Origin of the sequence: Oerskovia sp. Root22 (assembly GCF_001429135.1) — a bacterium.
In the GTDB taxonomy this organism is placed as follows: domain Bacteria; phylum Actinomycetota; class Actinomycetes; order Actinomycetales; family Cellulomonadaceae; genus Oerskovia; species Oerskovia enterophila.
In genome coordinates, this window is sequence record NZ_LMIL01000011.1 from 180,603 (window position 1) to 196,504 (window position 15,902).

Here is a 15,902-nt window from a genome sequence, read left to right on the forward strand (position 1 = left end):
GCCTTGCCGGACACGCAAGGACGTGGCGGGCGTTATCGCTCAGACATACCCGGATCTCGGAGCTCCCGCCCAGGCGAACTACACCGGGCAAACATGGGCGCTCCGTGCCCGAATTCAGCCAGGTGACCTGATGGTCATGCCTCTGAAGACGACGAAGCAGATCGCCATGGGGCACGTGGCCAGCGGCTATGTCTACCGGTCAGGGGAGCTAGAGCCGGACAAGCGACATGTCGTCGGGGTCGACTGGAAGGTCACCGACGTTTCGCGTGCAGCCGTCAAGCAGGACTTGCTGTACTCACTAGGTAGCGCGCTATCCATCTTTGCGCCCACGAAGAGCCACGCCGTTGAGCGCCTCCAGAGGCTGCTGGAGGTTGGTGAGGATCCCGGCACAGCTCCATTCAGCTCTCCGGTCAAGCTCGCTGGGCTGACCTCAGACGATGACGTTGACGAACCGGAGCTTCACGCCGACATCGTTGAAGTGGCCAGGGATCGCATCACGGCCCGCATCGCCGAGGAGTTCGCCGGACACGAGTTGGCTCTGCTGGTGACCGCAATCCTGGAGGCCGAGGGATTCGTGTGCACCATGTCGCCTCCGGGCGCAGATCGGGGGATCGATATCGTCGCAGGCCGGGGAATCCTGGGGATGGACTCTCCTCGACTGATCGTCCAGGTGAAGTCCGGCGCGCAGATCTCGGACATCGTGGTTCGGGATCTGAGCGGCGTCATCCACTCACAAGGAGCGGAACAAGGCCTGTTGGTCGCGTGGGGAGGGCTGACCAAGCCCGCCCGAGACTCGGTGTACGGGCAGCAGTTCCGGATTCGGGTATGGACCGCCGAGGATGTCGTCGATGCCGTGACCCGGGTCTACGACGATCTACCCGAGGAGATTCGATCGCGACTTCCGCTCAAGCGCGTATGGATGATGGCCGAGTAGACGTATCGCGCCACGAGTAGGAGCGTGACAAGGCCTGCTGCTGGGTCCAGAACGGATTGGGTACCTCCGCCAGCTCCCACCTTCCCGCGGCCCGGTTGCTCGAAATAATGGCAAGCTACGGCGTCGAGCGTCAGATGCTCGGGTGTTGTCCGAAGCGTTCGAAGCGTGAGGCGAGGAGCTCGGGATCCGGGCGTTCTCCGCGTCGTCGCGGAACGGTGATCTGGCGTCCGTGCATCTCCTGAAGGCCATGTTTGAGCATGGGGCCGTCGATCTCTTCGAGGAGATCGACGGCAATGCGGACTTCGTAGTCCGGCGTGACACCGAGCATGTTGTGGTCGTACGCGGCGTGGTGGATCTTGCACAGAGCGAGACCGTTGCTCACAGTGGGAAGGCCACGTTCGTCGCTGTCCGGGATGATGTGAGCGGCATCGAGGAGTGCGCCGTGCTTGAGATTGCAGACGGCGCACTGGGTCTCGTAGGCGACGAGCACGCGCGTGCGGAATGCCGGCTGGTGCAGTCGCTGTTTCGCAAGCCGAAGCGCATACGCACGTTGGGGTGCCGTCAAGTGGCCAGGATCGGGGATGAATTTGAATGCCTCATCGAGGGCGATGAGGAACTGGCGATTCTCGGGCTCGTCGTCGACGACGTAGACCGGGGCAACGGGCGTGTAGATGTTCGGGACTTCCTTGCGGAAGAGGATCATCGGCATGCCAGTCTCCATCGCGTGTCGGAGCTTTCGGTTGTCTCCCGTCCATGGGTCGCCCGCGCGATAGGCGTAGTGGAGCAGCCCATCGTCGGACTCGGCATCGTCGTACGGGCCGTCTGCGACGCTCACGATCGACAGCGTTGAAGAGAAGGTCCTTGGGTTGCGGATCCCGCGTGAATAGTCGATGACGGGGAGCTTCCCGCCGTCGATGTGGAAGTCGAGCAGCTCGTCACGATGAAGGAAGCCACCGTTCATGTCTGCTCGCTGGTGGACCCACTGGATGATTCGCGCTCGGAGGGCGGCTTCGACGGCTGAGTCCATGGCGGAAGCTCATCAGCCCCGCGACGCACTTTCAAGCTTCAGAAGGGTGAAGTATGGGCGGAACGTCCAGATCATCGGTGACCACGATGCATGGGCGGTGCGAGTCGGAGGCCGACCCGCGAACGGGAGGCACCGCCGGACCGCACCGGCGCACTACGTAGTTCCCACACTCTTCCGGGCAACCCGTTGACCACCCGCCAACGGCGCGAGCATCCTCCACGCATGACCACACCGCCCGCGTGGCAACGGCGCCGCGCTCCGCTCGCGACCCGCCGCGCTCCACTCACCGCGCTCACCACGCCCACCATCACCACCAACACGGTCGCCCACCGCAGACGGGCCCTCGCCGCAGCCGCCACCGCTGCGACCCTCGCCCTCCTCGCGGTCACCGTCGCGTCACCCCGGCAGGCGGCCGCCGCCGAGACCGTCTCCGTCTCGACCGCGGCCCAGCTCAAGTCCGCCCTCGCGGCAGCCGCCCCGGGCCAGACCATCCACCTCGCCGACGGTGTCTACACGGGCAACTTCAAGGTCACGGGACGCCCGGCCACGGCATCGGCCCCGATCAACCTCGAGGGTTCCGCGAACGCCGTCCTGCGCACCTCGAGCGGCGGCGGCAACGTCCTCCAGCTCACCGACGCCGACCACTGGACGGTCCGCGGCATCACGGTCCAGAACGCCCAGAAGGGCATCATGGTCGACTCGTCCGACCACGTCACGATCGACGGCGTCACGGTCCACGACCTCACCATGGAGGGCGTGCACTTCCGCACGTCGAGCAGCTACGGCGTCCTGCAGAGCTCGCGCATCTTCGACACCGGGCAGGACGGGCGCGGCATGGGCGAGGGCGTCTACGTCGGGTCCGCCAACACCTACAGCGACACGTCCGACCACGTCCAGATCCTCGACAACGTCATCGGCCCGCTGGTGCGCGGCGAGAACGTCGACATCAAGGAGGGCACGCGTGGCGGCCGCATCGCGGGCAACACCTTCTACGGCGACGGCCTGACGGGCGCCAACTACGACGACTCGTGGGTCGACATCAAGGGCAACGGCTACGTCGTCGAGGACAACGTTGGCATCGGGACCACCAGGTCCGGCTTCCAGACGCACCAGCAGTCGCCCGGCTGGGGCTGCGGCACGACGTTCCGGAACAACTCCTCGGACCTGAGCGGCGCCGTCGGGCCCGGGCGGTACGCGATCGAGGTGACCGTGTACGACGCGGCGACCTGTCCGGTGACGGTGACGAGCGACAACACGGTCGTCGGGGGAGACGGCCTGGTCAACCCGGGCATCCCCGTCTCGCCGCTGGGCGGCGGCCCGGGACCGGAACCGAGCCCGACGCCGGAGCCCACCCCGAGCCCGACGCCCTCACCCTCGCCGAGTCCCACCACGCCCGCGTGCACCGCTCCGGCCTGGAGCGCGAGCGCCGTCTACACGGGCGGAGCCACGGTCTCGCACGCCGGCAGCACCTACACGGCCAGGTGGTGGACCCAGGGCGAGACGCCCGGGACGTCGCAGTGGGGAGCGTGGGCGGTGGTCGGGACCTGCTGATCGGCTTCCAGCATCCGGTGTGTCTCACCCTGTCGTCCCACGTGCTGCTAGATCAGCAGCATCAGCAGTAGAGTGCAGGCATGGTCTCGATCACGATCCGCGACGTCCCGCAGGAGGTGCGCGACGAGCTCGCCTCGCGTGCGGCCGCCTCAGGGCGATCGCTGCAGGAGTACCTCGCCCAGGCCCTCGACGACCTGGCGGCCAAGCCGTCGCTCGAGGGCGTCCTCGTCGACATCCGTCGCAACGCCCGGGGCTTCCCTGCGCTCGAGATGGACTCGTTGACCGCGGACCTCGCCGCCGACCGCCGGTGAGTCAGCACCGTCAGGGCGGTCTCGTCGTCCCGGATGCGTCGGCGGTCGTCGTGCTGCTCATCGACCCGTCGACGCGGGGCGATACGGTTGCCCAGCTGCTCCGTGGCGCCACGTTGTTCGCTCCGTCGCTCCTTCCGTACGAGGTCACGAACGTGCTGCGCCGTCGCCGCGCAGCAGGACTGCTGTCGGACGGCGAGGCGCGCATCGCGTTCGACGCTCTGCGTCGCCTGCCCGTCGAGCTCTGGCCCTTCGAGGTGCTGGCCGCCCGAGCCTGGGAGCTCGGCCCCAACCTGAGCACGTACGACGCCGCCTACGTCGCGCTCGCGGAACATCTCGACGCCACCCTCGTCACGACGGATGCGCGGCTCGCGCGCGCGCCCGGCCCCCGCTGCACGATCGAGCTCGTCGCGTAGGACGGGCCATCGGCCCCTGTGGACAACCCTGGCTCCGCCCCTCGACGCCGACACGATGGTCCCGGTCGATGCAGCGCGCACCCGGCGCGATGCGATCGAGCAGGGGGAGTCAGCATGGGCAGGGTCGTCACATGGCTGTGGGGCGTCGCGGGCGCGGTCCTCGCAGCTTTCGTCGTCGCAGGTGCCCGCACGGTCCTGGTGTCGTGGATCGTGGGTGTGGGGCACGGTGACGAGGACCTCGCGTATCACGGGGCGGTCAACGCGATGGCGCTCGCGGTCTACCTGCCGTGGTTCTTCACGCACTACTGGGTGCGACCGACCCTGCCCTGTCTGCTGCTGCCGTTCGTCGGTGTGCTGCTCGCTCCGTACCTCCTCGTGCTCCTGTTGTTGTTCACGATGGAGACGCCCGGGGTCACGGAGCACCTGCGGACGGTCGCGTTCGGCACCATGGTCGCCGCCACGATCGCGGGGCCGGTGTGGTTCGTGGCACGGTGCCGCCGCCGGTGGGCACGCATGGTCGCGCTGGCCGCGACGGTCCAGGGCGGTCGGGTCGTCGAGGTCGTCGAGTCCGTCCACCACGGGCAGTGCACCGCGGTCTGCCTCGTCGACGTCCGGACCGGTGAGCGGGAGCAGACGCCTCTGTGGGGGCACTTCAGCCGAGGCGACGTGTGCGTGGTCGACGGCTCGCTCACCGTCCTGGATCACACCGCCGCGATCGTCCGGGGGTTCGGCGCGCCACGCGTCCGGATCCGCCCGACGACGCACGACATCACCGCACCCCGGTGACCTCGACCCGCCCCAGCAGCTCCTCGAGCACGCTCTCGCTGACCACGGGGATCCCGTACCGCCGCGCGGTCCGGGCCTTCCCTGACAGCGAGTCCGGGTCGGCCGCGATCACGACGCGCGTGCGCTTGGTGACGTTCGGCCAGGGTGCCAGCCCGGCCGCGCGCGCCTCGCGCTCCCAGTCCTCGCGGGGCCGCGTCATGGCCCCGGTCAGCACGATCTCGTCGCCCCGAGCCAGCGCGAACCGCGGCCGCGCGGCCACGGTCGCGACGGCCCCACCCAGCGCGGCGCCCCGGGCAGCCCCACCCAGCGCGTCAGCCCCGCTCAGCGCGGCGGCTCCACCAGCTTCGCCATCCCCACGCGGCCCGACGGCGCCGCTCGCCTCCGCGCGCAGGTGCGCTCCGTCGTCGGGCAGAGAAGCGAGCACCGGACCAGACGCCGCGCGCTCGACCGCTGCCGCGACGTCGTCGGCGTCCATGCCGAGCTGGCCGGCGACCTCGTGGAGGTCCGCGACCTCGGCGTCCGAGAGCATGCCGTCCTCGAGCGCGACCCGCGCGAGCGCGTCGAGGTACCCGCGGTGCAGCGACTCGACCTGCGCACGGCCGAGCCCGGCCTCCTCGGCGGCGGCGAGGAGCGCGCCGCGCTCGGTGAAGGACACGTACCGGTCGAGCAGGGCCAGGTCGAGGAGCGCGAGGTAGTCGTCGGCCTCGACGGGGAAGGGCACGCGGTCGAGTCGGTCGGACAGGCCCGAGAGCCAGTGGCCCGTGGGGCGGCTCGCGCCACGCAGCACGGGGGAGAAGCCGTCGGGGACCGCGAGGCCGGGCCACGAGTGCGTGGCCGACGCCTCGTGGGCCTGGGCCCAGAGCGGGTCGGCGTCGTCGAGCCCCAGGTAGTGCTCGAGGAGACCCGCAGTGGCGCGGGCGTCGCCGAGAGCCGAGTGGGCGCCGTCGTGCACCACGCCCGCGAGCTCGCAGCAGATCGCGAGCCCGCGCGGCGCCGACGGCAGGAAGGTCCCTGCCAGGCGCATGGTGCACAGGCACGCGAGCGGGTCGATCCCCACGGGCAGGCCCACGCGCCCGAACTCGGCGCGCAGGAAGCGCGTGTCGAAGCTCGCGTTGTGGGCGACGATCACGCGCCCCTCAAGGAGCCGCGCGAGGTGCGGCGCGACGACCGCGAACGTGGGCGCGAGACTCACGTCGGCCGCGCTGATGCCGTGCACGTGCTGCGGGCCCAGGTCGCGCTCAGGGTTGACGAGCGTGCACCACTCGTCCTGGACGCGGCCGGCGGTGTCCGTCAGGACGACGGCGACCTCGGCGATGCGGTCGTGCTGGCGGGGCGAGAACCCAGTGGTCTCGAGGTCGATCACGGCGAATCCGGGCACGGGGACCAGGGTGCCAGGTGGGGCGCGAGACGACGAAGTCGTCCACAGGGTTCGTGGGTGCGGAGGGCGTTCGACGCGCGCGTCCGTCGAATCGTTTCTAACCTGGACAGGCATACCAACTCAGGGGAGATCTGCTGTGCGTACTGCTGCCATCACGGCCAGCGTCCTGGTGTCCGTCGGACTGCTCGCGGGGTGCAAGGGAGGCACGGGCTCGGGTCCCGCGTCACCCTCACCGACCGCGACCGACCCGTCACCGACCGACCCGTCCACCGAGCCCACGAGCCCGCCGCCGGTCGACCCGACCGACGGGCCGTCGCCCGAACCGACCGACACAGCCACGACGGCACCGTCCGAGTCTCCGGACCCCGGTGACGTCTCGATCGAGGTGTACATCCCGGAGCGCACGGCCCCGCCGTCGAGCGACTGAGGCCCCGGAGCGGCACGACGCACGACGGGCCGGACCTCGTCTCCGAGGCCCGGCCCGTCGCTCCGTCGAGCACGCCCCCCACGGGCGCGCTCCGCGCTCCTACCCCTGTGCCGGGGGCGGGAGCGGCGCTATGCGGCGCCGCCCTCCGACCGGCGGGCGCGGTGGCGGCGCGCCGCGAGGACGAGCCCGACGCCGACCAGCAGCGCGAGGAACGCCGCGCCGGCGGCGAGCCCGACGGTCGCACCGGTCGAGGCGAGCGAGCCCGTGCCTCCCGTCGACCAGGGGTCCGACCCACCGTCCGAGTCGACGAGCGTCGCGTCGTCGGTGGGCTCACCGGCGCCCGGCTCGTCGGTACCCGGGCCGCCCGTCCCCGGGTCGTCCGTGGGAGGGTCGGTCGGCTCGACGGCCACGGCCGTCACGGTGATCGGCGCGGTCCCGAGGTCCGTGACCTCGGTCGCCTGGGTCGCGGCGTCGACGAGCGTGGCGCGCTCGGCGGTCACGCCCCCGTCCCCGGCGCCCACGGCCACGAAGTCGAGGGTCGCGAGCGTCAGGTCTCCCTCGGCGGCCGGCGAGGTGCCGAGCCTGGTCTGCGTGAGCACGACCGAGGACCCGTCGGGACCGAGCGTCGCCTCGTGGAACCCCGGGATGTCGGTGGTCCCGCTGCCGTCGACGTACTCGAGCACCTCGGGGTCGAAGCCCACCGTGAGCTCGTACGCGAACAGGTCGCTGACCCCGGTGGCGGCCACGGTCACCGAGACGGTGTCGCCGACCTCGACCGCAGGGGCCGAGGCCGTGACCGTGTACGAGCCGACGGTCGTCGCGGCGCTCGCCGCTCCGGCGCCGCCGAGGAGCGTCGCCCCCGCGAGCGTCAGCGTCGCCGCACCGGTGACGACCCGCCGGGCGGCGCGCCGCCCTGCGCCGGCCCGCTGCGGTGCCCGTGATCCAACGGCTCGGTCCATGGTGGTCGTCCTCTCGAACAGTGAAGCAGGTGTCGTGATCCGCACGGCTCAGCCCTCCAGCTCGGGGAACAGCGCGGGTGCGTGGCGGTTGAGCGAGCCCTGCTCGTACCCGTAGGCCAGGCCGAGCAGCGTCCCCTCGTCGTAAGCACGGCCGATGAACTCGAGGCCGATCGGTGCGCCGTCGCTCGTCGAGCCGTCGAGAGCGGCCGACGCGAAGCCCATGGGCACGGTCACGGCGGGCAGGGCCGAGAAGGGGCTGAGGCGGTTGTTGGAGCCGCTCGAGTATCCGGTCGGCCCCGAGGTCGACGGGTAGATGATCGCGTCGACGTCGTGCGCGTCCATGGTTCCCTCGATGGCCCGGCGGCCGAACGCGATCTCGCCGTCGTGCTGGGTCCTCCAGGCGTCGTACGTCTCCTGGGTCACGAGCGAGCGGGTGCGCAGGGTGCCCGCCAGCGCGGGGAGGTAGTCGCCGTCCGACGCCACGATGTCCTGGAGCGACCGGTACGGCACGGCCGGGGCGGCGAACTTCGTCAGGTACGCGTTGAGGTCGTGGCCGAACTCGTTGGTGCTGCCCGAGGACCAGGTCTGGATCGTCGCCATGTCCGTGATGGCCAGCGGCACGACCTCGGCCCCGCGGGCCTCGAGGTCGGCGACGGCGTCGGTGAACAGGCGCTGGGCGGTCGCGTTGGTGCCGATCGTCGTCGGGTCGTAGCCGATGCGGGCGCCGTCGAGGCTGTCGGCGTCGAGGAACGAGGTGTAGGAGGCGGGCCGACGGGAGTCGGTCAGCGCGGTCGCGGCGTCCTCGGGGTCGGAGCCCGCGACGGCGTCGAGCGCGATGGCCGCGTCGGTCACGGTGCGGGTCATGGGGCCGCCCGTGTCCTGGGACAGCGCGAGCGGGACGATCCCGTCGCGGCTCGTGAGCCCCACGGTCGAGCGCACGCCCACGAGCGCGTTCCACGACGAGGGGATGCGGATCGAGCCGCCCGTGTCCGTGCCGAGCCCGATCACCGCGAAGTTGGCGGCGATCGACGCCCCGGACCCACCGCTCGACCCGCCCGAGGTCTTGCCGGGCGCGTACGGGTTGGTCGTGGTGCCGCCCAGCGAGCTGTCGGTCGTGGTGCTGACCGCGAACTCGTAGAGGTTGGCCTTGGCGAGGATCACGGCACCGTCGGCCCGCAGGTTCTCGATCATCTGGGCGTCCGACGACGTCTGGTTCGCCCGGAGGCACGTGCACCCGGCCGTGGTCGGCATGTCGACGGTGTTGTAGTTGTCCTTCGCGATCACGGGGATGCCGTGCAGCATGCTGCGCGGGCCGCCCGCGGCGCGTTCCTTGTCGAGCTCGGCCGCGATCTCGAGCGCGTGCGGGTTGACCGTGATGATCGAGTTGATCTGGTCGTCGTACGCCTCGATCCGGTCGAGGTACATCTGCGTGAGCTCGACCGCGGTCAGCTCGCCCGAGGCCATGGCCTTCTGGATGTCCACCGTGCTCGCCTCGAGGAGCGTGAAGGCGCCGTCGTCGTAGAGCATGCGCTGGGACAGGGCCGCGACGTCGGTCACGTCGATCGTGCCGCTGCCGTCGAGGTCGGCGGCCGCGACGTCGGACCAGCCGGCGTCGGTGCTCGTTGTCCCGACCGCCGCGACGAGCAGCGACAGGTCGTCGGTGTCGACCGCGCCGTCGCCCGTCAGGTCGGCCTCGGTGTAGAAGGGCGCCCCGAACGCGAGCCCGGTCGAGGCCTGGTCGGCGGGAGCGCCGACGGCGGTGGTCGCGGTCAGGCCCACGGTGATCGGTGCGACGAGCGCGACCAGGGCGACGGGAGCGGCGGCGAGGAGGCGCCGTCGTCGTGCGTGCGTGTTCACGGAGTTGTCCCTTCCGAGTGCGCCGAGGGCAGGGCGAGGCACGCCGACGGCGGCGGTTGATCTGGGGAGGGCGCGCACCCCCGTGCGCCCACAGCGAGGCTGCCACCCGCGTGTTTCGGCGTGGTGTCGCGGCAGTTTCGACCGCTGCGCGGTCACTCAGAACCGTGTCTCGTCTACTGCCCGACCATGGTCGGCGTCCTACGAGTAGAGGCTCGCGCGGAATCCGGGGTAGGGATCCACGGTCTCGGCAGCGGACCTGCGGACGGCGACCACGGCGTCGAGTGCCGGCCCGGCGACGTAGTGCCGCCCCTTGGTGCTACCGACGGCGCGCAGCAGTGCGACGTCGGTCAGCAGCTTGAGGTCGCGGCTCGCCGTGCGCTCGTCGATCTGGGCTTCACGCACGTACGGCCCTCGCCGGACCCGCATGCCGAGTGCCGCCGAGTAGAGGACGTCGAGCGATCGATCCGGGAGCCGCTGGCTCGCCCCGAGATCGTCGAGCATGCTCCAGACTCTTGAGGCGCGCGATACGCGGTCGAGGACGGCCTGTGCCTGGAGATGGTGCGCGCGCAACGAGAACGTCACCCAGGTGGAGGCATCGTGGCCCGGGCTCCAGGTGCCGTTACTGGATCGCGCCAGGACACGGTAGTAGTCCTCGGTGTTCGCCCCGAGCCACTCCTCGATGCTCGACAGCTCGGGAGCACTCAGGCCTGCTCGGGTCAGTACCAGCGTCTGCAGAGCGCGAGCCATGCGGCCGTTGCCGTCGCGGAAGGGATGGATCATGACCAGGTTGAGATGCGCCATCGCACCGCTGACGAACGGATCGAGGTCCGGATGGTCGGCGGTCCATCTCATGAGCTCGTCGACGAGTTCTGCAACGAGGTCGGCGTCAGGCCCGGCGTAGAGGTGACGGCCGGTCGTCTCGTCCGAGACAAAGATCTCCCCGCGGCGGTACTGACCGGGGCTCTTGTCGAGAGCGTGGGACAAGAGCATGTAGTGCATGGAACGGAGGATCGATGCGTCGAGCGTGAAGTTCTCGTCGCCGGCGGTCGCCAGGATGAACCCGAGCGCCTGGCGATAGCCGGCGATCTCACGGAACGTCTGGACGTCAGCGCTGATCGGTTCGTCGCCCTCGATCGCGGCGTCGGCGTCGTCGAGGGCGACGTTGTACCCCTCGATGCTGTTCGACCCTTGGATCGCCCGTGCGACGGCCGTCCTACGAAGCCTCCCTACCCACCGCCGGGGCGTGCGGATCTGATCGGCGAGCGCACTGCGCATCGTCGAGAGCTCGCCGAGGACGCGTTCGTCGTCGGCAGTCAGTACGGGGAGGGGGTAGAGCATGACCCAATGTCCTTAATCTAGAGACACACGGTCTCACGCAACACGCCGTGTCGCAAGAATTGAGACATCGAGACATCCTGTTCACGCTTGTGCGCGCAGCGCCCGACGGCGTCGCCTCGCCTCCTCGGCGCGACCCTCCGCGGCCTCGAGGTCGGCGTCCACGCCGGCCAGCTCTTCCTCGGCCGCGGCGAGCGCCGCGCGCGCCTCGTCGAGCGCGCGGTGCGCGTCGTCGCGCTCGGCGGTCAGCCGGGCGATCTGCTCGTCCAGCGCGGCCAGGCGCGCATCCAGGGGCCCGACGGCGTCGCTCGCCTCCCGCACGGAGTCGGCGGCCTGGTCGCGGCGACCTTCGAGCCGGTCGATGTCCGCGGCCGCCTCGGCGACCATGCGCTCGGCGGAGTCCAGGGCGGTATCCGATCCCGGGTGCTCGCCGTCGGACGACGCGTCGGCGGGCGCCTCGACGTGAGGCTCCCCGGCGCGTCCCGGCGGCTCCGCAGCCGCAGGACGCCGCGCACCGGAACCCCTCCGGGCCTCGCGCTCGGCGCTCAACGACACGACGTCGGCCGTCTCGCCGCTCTCGTCGACGATCCCGAACCCGACGTACTGGAGCGCCTGCGTGAGTCGCCCGGCTCGGACGAGCGCCCCGGCGTCGCGGTCCATGACCGCCGCGGTGAGGGTCTCGCCGAGCCGGCGCGCCGCCTCGCCCGACACCGACCTGCCGCCCACGCCTGCCGACGACACCTCGGCGACCAGGGCGTCGACCTGGCGTCGGCGCTCGCGGTCGAGCTCGGTGAGCCGCGCGCGGTCACGGTCCTCGGTCGCGGCGCGCAGCTCGTCGCCGAGCGCCACGAGGTCGTCGATCGCCTGCCCGTGCGCGCGGGCGACCTGGTTGACGACCCACGCCGCGACGGTCGGCTTGGCCAGCCCGCGCAGCCGGGCCGCGCCCACGGAGTCGCCCGCCGCGGTGGCCTGCTTGGCAGCGACGTTCCTGGCCGCGACGAACTCGTCGAGAGGCAGCGCGAACAGGTGATCGACCGCCTGCTCGCCGCTCGCCGCGGGGTCCTCGCTCATCGGTCCAGCGTCGCACCGTTCCTCAGGCCGTGCCGAGCATGCGGTTGTCGTCCAGGATCAGGCCGGATCGGACGATAACCGCATGCTCGTGGAACGACAACCGCATGCTCGGCACCTCCGATAGTCTCCGGAGTCGAGCGCACCGGGCACACGGCCCGGGAGCGCGGATCGCCGCCGACCCAGGGGAGCCCGTGGACAAGGACCTATCGCTCGGCTCGACCGCGGCCTCGGCACCGGACGTCGCAGCCGACCCGGCCCCCACCGACACCGACGCCTCGCCAGACCCAGCCACCGCCTCCGCTGCACCCGCCGACCCGACCGGAGCGCCGCCGTCGGGCCTCGCGGACACCCCCGCGAAGCCCGGGCTCGACGACCTGGTCGCGGGCTGGGTGGGCCGCGCCCTGGACGTCTATCCGCGCCCGGGCCTGCCGCTCACCGCGCACTGGGACGCCTCGGCAGCGGGCCTCGTGCGCCAGGTCCCGTACGTTCCGCGCTTCGCGACCAAGCCCCTCGAGCTGCTCGACCGGTTCGGGGCCGTGCACGTGGGCCCGCGGGAGGTCGGGTTCGACGGCGACGCGGTCGACTGGGACCGTGTGATCGAGCTGCGCACGCACCCCGCCTGGTCGAGCCTGTCGGCTGACGCGCTCGAGGCGAACTTCGCGCAGTACCTGAGCGTGATCCCGCGCCTGCCGGGGCGCGGCTGGGTCCTGGGCAAGGTCTCGGAGCTGCTCGTGTCGCTGTACCTGGCGGTCGTGCCCCTGCCCGACGACGTCGCGCGCCTCCTCGAGGTCGGCGACACCTCGGACGACGACACCGAGGAGGGGCCCGAGGAGGTCGCGGAACGCGACCTGTTCACCCGGCGGACCGTGACCGAGATCGTCTACAAGCGTCGCTTCGGCGAGGGCGAGCGGCAGGCGTGCACGACGTCCGTCCTGCTGCAGCTCGCGTTCCCCGAGTCGACCGACGCCATACTGGCGCTCGCGGCCGAGCGGGGGGTGCGGGTCGTGCACGTCCCGGTCGACGAGGGCGAGATGGGCGCGACGATCAAGCGCGCCGCGTCGTGGCGGTCGGCCGCGCTGGGGCTGCGGGAACGCTTCGCACGCGCAGAGGGCCCGACGGCGTAGGTCGCCCGGGCGGCGATCGTCTCCGGGGCGACGGGGGAGGGGAGACGCGGCGGTCCGTGCCGTCACGCGGTCCGGTTCCCGCGCGCGGTCTACGCTCCGAGGGGACCGCGTGGTGGGCGAGGGCCGGCCGCACGGCGAGGGCGCGCCGGGACGAGCGCCGGCGGCACGACACGAGGCGAGGCAGCACATGGCACGCAGGACCATCGTCATCACCGGGGCGAGCGACGGGATCGGCGCGGCCGCGGCCCGGCAGCTCGCGGCGGACGGGCACCGGGTGGTGGTCGTCGGGCGCTCGCCCGAGAAGACCGCCGCGGTGGCCGGGGAGGTCGGGGCTGACTTCTTCGTGGCCGACTTCGCGCGCCTGGCCGAGGTGCGGGCGCTCGCCGCCGACCTGCGCGAGCGCTACGAGAGGATCGACGTCCTCGCGAACAACGCGGGCGGCATCATGGCCGACCGCCAGGTCTCCGAGGACGGCCACGAGCTGACGTTCCAGGTGAACTACCTGGCGCCGTTCCTCCTCACCACGCTGCTGCTCGACCGCTTGGAGGAGAGCCACGCGAGCGTCATCAGCACGAGCAGCGCCGCGCACCGCCTGTTCAGCGACTTCCACCTCGACGACCTCGAGGCCGAGCGGTCGTACGCGCCCAACGCCGCGTACGGGAACGCCAAGCTCGCGGTCAACCTGTTCACGCGCGAGCTCGACCGCCGGTACCGCGCGTCGGGGATCTCGGCCGCGGCCTTCCACCCGGGCGTGGTCGCGACGAACTTCGCGGCCACGTCGACGAGCGGTATGCGGGTCATGTACCAGACCGTGCTGAGCCGCTTCCTCACGTCGTCGGCCAAGGGGGCCGACACCCTGGTCTGGCTCGCGACGACGACCCCGGGCGTCGACTGGGAGCCGGGGAACTACTACGTCAAGCGCAAGATCGCGACGACCCACCCGCTCGTGGGCGACGCGCGGCTCGCGGCCGAGCTCTGGGACCGGAGCGTGGAGATGGTGGCCGGGGCCGACGAGCCGGGGACGGCGGCCTGACGGAGGCGGCCTCTGGGCTCTGGACCTCGGCGGATCGGGCCTCACCCCTTCGGTGCCGACCATGCGGTTGTCGTCGGTTTCGTCCGCGTTATGAACGCCCACCGCATGCTCGAGTGACGCCGACCGCATGCTCGTGAGCGCCGCGCGTCCCCGGACAGCACGACGGGCCCGGTGCTCTCGCAACCGGGCCCGTCGATCTCACCGCGCCGCAGGCCGAAGGGGGGTGACCTGCGACGGGGAGGCTGGGAGGACCGTCAGGACGCCGAGGTCGTGACCTCGATGCGCTGCGGCGTCGTGCCGGCGTAGACGCCGGCGACGGTGACGGTCAGGACGCCTGCGTCGTACCGGGCGCTGATCGCGTCCGCGCTGGTGGCCTGGGGGAGCGTCACGACGCGGTGGAACGCGCCGTAGCGGACCTCGCGGACACGGCGGCCCTCGGTCTCCTCGGCCCGCTCGTCCTTGCGCTCGCCGCGCACGACGAGCTTGCGGCCCTCGACCTCGACCGTGACGTCCTGCGCGGGGTCGATGCCCGGCAGGTCGAAGCGGGCGACGAGGTCGTCGCCGTCCTGGAAGACGTCGGCGTGGGCCGGGACGCCCGCCACGGGTCGGGCGGTGAGCAGGTCGCGCAGGGCGCGGTCGAAGGTGGGGGCGGGGGTGGTCAGGGTGGTCGTCATGGTGACTCCTTCAGTCGTGATGGAACCTCTGACGGATACAACTTGAGTCACCCACGCTCAATTCCGGAACCGCGTTCGCCCTGGACGAACGACCGCGCCCGTGGGGCGGGGCTCGGCCTACTCGCAGCCCACCCCGTCGCCGTCGCGGTCCAGCTTCTTGCTGTACCCGGGCTCGCCGACGCGGATCGGTGCCTTGCCCGCCGCTCGGACCGCGTCGCAGTTCGCGTACGAGACGTTGCCGCCGCCCCCGCCGACGATTCCCGCCGGGGCGTCCTGCGTCGTCTCCTTCGGGGTGCTGGACGAGGTCCCCGAGCGACCTGCTGCCGCACTCCGGGCCTGGAGGTCGGCCTCGGCGGTGGCGACCGCGCTCTCCCGGCCTTCCACCACGGTCAGGCGAGACTGCAGGTCGGTCTCCGCGGCCGCTGCAGCGGACTCGCGGGTCACGAGCTCGGCCTCCTTGGTCCCCACGGCACCCTCCCGCTCGGTCACCGTCGCCTGGGCCGCGGTGAGGTCCTCCTGAGACGTGAGGAGCTCCGCCTTGTCCTCCTCGACGCGGGCTCGCTCCGCCTGCACCTCTTCGAGCGTGGTCTCGGCGGCGGCGAGCTGCGCACCCGCTCGGCCCTTGCCGAGGAGGAGGCCGAGGACCAGGAACGCGAGGCACAGGAAGGCGATGAGCACGATGCGCCGGGTGCGGTTGTCCTGACGAGCGCCGGTGGTCGGGCCGACGCTCGAGAGTCCCGCGAGCGGCAGGAGCATCGTCTCCTCGCGCGGCTCGGTCACCGTGTCGTCGATCCACATCGGCCACCCGGCAGGAGGTGCCGGCCAGCTGGGATCGGGTTCCCAGGTCGAGTCGGGGATCCATCCGGCGGGCGGGACGGGCCAGCCGGGAGGCGGGTTGAAACGAGCGCTCATGGCACTGCTCCTCGTCGAGGTGGCACACGCGCGGTGGCGGTGCCGAGCACGGCCGTCCATCGGCCGACTACCCCGGAGGGTAGGGGAGCGGCTGCGGCGGGGCAGCATCC

16 protein-coding genes are annotated in these 15,902 nt (G+C 71.5%); 8 read left to right on the plus strand and 8 right to left on the minus strand.

The window, feature by feature from the left end; genetic code table 11:
* Nucleotides 1-130: 130 nt before the first annotated feature.
* Entirely contained in the window at nucleotides 131-934 is an 804-nt protein-coding gene (locus ASE15_RS16270; RefSeq protein ID WP_235534491.1) for a restriction endonuclease, read from the plus strand.
* A gap of 130 nt (nucleotides 935-1,064) precedes the next feature.
* On the opposite strand, the gene ASE15_RS16275 is transcribed toward ASE15_RS16270, so the two are convergent.
* Nucleotides 1,065-1,961: an HNH endonuclease gene (locus tag ASE15_RS16275; protein WP_056764437.1), complete on the minus strand. Its 897-nt coding sequence runs from the start codon at nucleotides 1,959-1,961 to the stop codon at nucleotides 1,065-1,067.
* Between the two features lie 222 nt (nucleotides 1,962-2,183).
* On the opposite strand from ASE15_RS16275, the gene ASE15_RS21685 reads away from it, so the two are divergent.
* The 4 genes from ASE15_RS21685 (at nucleotide 2,184) to ASE15_RS16295 (ending at nucleotide 5,022) form a co-directional block, all read left to right on the plus strand.
* Nucleotides 2,184-3,512 (plus strand): carbohydrate-binding protein, encoded by a 1,329-nt coding sequence (locus tag ASE15_RS21685; protein WP_200960565.1) that lies wholly within the window; start codon nucleotides 2,184-2,186, stop codon nucleotides 3,510-3,512.
* Between the two features lie 80 nt (nucleotides 3,513-3,592).
* Nucleotides 3,593-3,823: a hypothetical protein gene (locus tag ASE15_RS16285; RefSeq protein ID WP_056653009.1), complete on the plus strand. Its 231-nt coding sequence runs from the start codon at nucleotides 3,593-3,595 to the stop codon at nucleotides 3,821-3,823.
* Nucleotides 3,820-4,236: a type II toxin-antitoxin system VapC family toxin gene (locus tag ASE15_RS16290; RefSeq protein ID WP_082618515.1), complete on the plus strand. Its 417-nt coding sequence runs from the start codon at nucleotides 3,820-3,822 to the stop codon at nucleotides 4,234-4,236. The genes ASE15_RS16285 and ASE15_RS16290 overlap by 4 nt, the downstream gene beginning before the upstream one ends.
* Before the next feature lie 114 nt (nucleotides 4,237-4,350).
* On the plus strand, nucleotides 4,351-5,022 hold the full coding sequence (locus tag ASE15_RS16295) for a hypothetical protein (protein ID WP_056764447.1): 672 nt from the start codon (nucleotides 4,351-4,353) through the stop codon (nucleotides 5,020-5,022).
* Here ASE15_RS16295 and ASE15_RS16300 read toward each other — a convergent pair.
* Nucleotides 5,006-6,400 (minus strand): exonuclease domain-containing protein, encoded by a 1,395-nt coding sequence (locus ASE15_RS16300; protein ID WP_200960566.1) that lies wholly within the window; start codon nucleotides 6,398-6,400, stop codon nucleotides 5,006-5,008. The two genes, ASE15_RS16295 and ASE15_RS16300, sit on opposite strands and share 17 nt — an antisense overlap.
* A 136-nt stretch (nucleotides 6,401-6,536) precedes the next feature.
* Here ASE15_RS16300 and ASE15_RS16305 point away from each other — a divergent pair, with 136 nt between their 5' ends.
* Nucleotides 6,537-6,827: a hypothetical protein gene (locus ASE15_RS16305; RefSeq protein WP_056652996.1), complete on the plus strand. Its 291-nt coding sequence runs from the start codon at nucleotides 6,537-6,539 to the stop codon at nucleotides 6,825-6,827.
* A 128-nt stretch (nucleotides 6,828-6,955) separates the two neighbouring features.
* On the opposite strand, the gene ASE15_RS16310 is transcribed toward ASE15_RS16305, so the two are convergent.
* The 4 genes from ASE15_RS16310 to ASE15_RS16325 all read right to left on the minus strand — a co-directional run bounded on the left by ASE15_RS16310 (nucleotide 6,956) and on the right by ASE15_RS16325 (nucleotide 12,049).
* A complete protein-coding gene (locus ASE15_RS16310) occupies nucleotides 6,956-7,786 on the minus strand; it encodes a cohesin domain-containing protein (protein WP_056764451.1) in 831 nt (276 codons plus the stop codon).
* Nucleotides 7,787-7,834: 48 nt separating this feature from the next.
* Nucleotides 7,835-9,643 carry an amidase family protein gene (locus tag ASE15_RS16315; protein WP_056764453.1) on the minus strand — a complete coding sequence of 603 codons (1,809 nt, stop codon included), beginning with the start codon at nucleotides 9,641-9,643 and terminating at the stop codon, nucleotides 7,835-7,837.
* Nucleotides 9,644-9,841: 198 nt separating this feature from the next.
* Nucleotides 9,842-10,981, minus strand: a complete 1,140-nt coding sequence (locus ASE15_RS16320) for a Fic family protein (protein ID WP_056764456.1) — start codon at nucleotides 10,979-10,981, stop codon at nucleotides 9,842-9,844.
* A gap of 81 nt (nucleotides 10,982-11,062) precedes the next feature.
* A complete protein-coding gene (locus ASE15_RS16325) occupies nucleotides 11,063-12,049 on the minus strand; it encodes a hypothetical protein (RefSeq protein WP_056764457.1) in 987 nt (328 codons plus the stop codon).
* A 191-nt stretch (nucleotides 12,050-12,240) separates the two neighbouring features.
* Here ASE15_RS16325 and ASE15_RS16330 point away from each other — a divergent pair, with 191 nt between their 5' ends.
* Nucleotides 12,241-13,173 carry a hypothetical protein gene (locus tag ASE15_RS16330; RefSeq protein WP_056764459.1) on the plus strand — a complete coding sequence of 311 codons (933 nt, stop codon included), beginning with the start codon at nucleotides 12,241-12,243 and terminating at the stop codon, nucleotides 13,171-13,173.
* Between the two features lie 187 nt (nucleotides 13,174-13,360).
* Nucleotides 13,361-14,206, plus strand: a complete 846-nt coding sequence (locus ASE15_RS16335) for an SDR family NAD(P)-dependent oxidoreductase (protein ID WP_056764461.1) — start codon at nucleotides 13,361-13,363, stop codon at nucleotides 14,204-14,206.
* A gap of 254 nt (nucleotides 14,207-14,460) precedes the next feature.
* Here ASE15_RS16335 and ASE15_RS16340 read toward each other — a convergent pair whose 3' ends face one another.
* Both ASE15_RS16340 and ASE15_RS20940 read right to left on the minus strand, forming a co-directional pair.
* Nucleotides 14,461-14,880, minus strand: a complete 420-nt coding sequence (locus ASE15_RS16340; protein WP_082618517.1) for an Hsp20/alpha crystallin family protein — start codon at nucleotides 14,878-14,880, stop codon at nucleotides 14,461-14,463.
* 117 nt (nucleotides 14,881-14,997) lie between these two features.
* Entirely contained in the window at nucleotides 14,998-15,792 is a 795-nt protein-coding gene (locus ASE15_RS20940; protein ID WP_235534492.1) for an excalibur calcium-binding domain-containing protein, read from the minus strand.
* Nucleotides 15,793-15,902 lie beyond the last annotated feature (110 nt).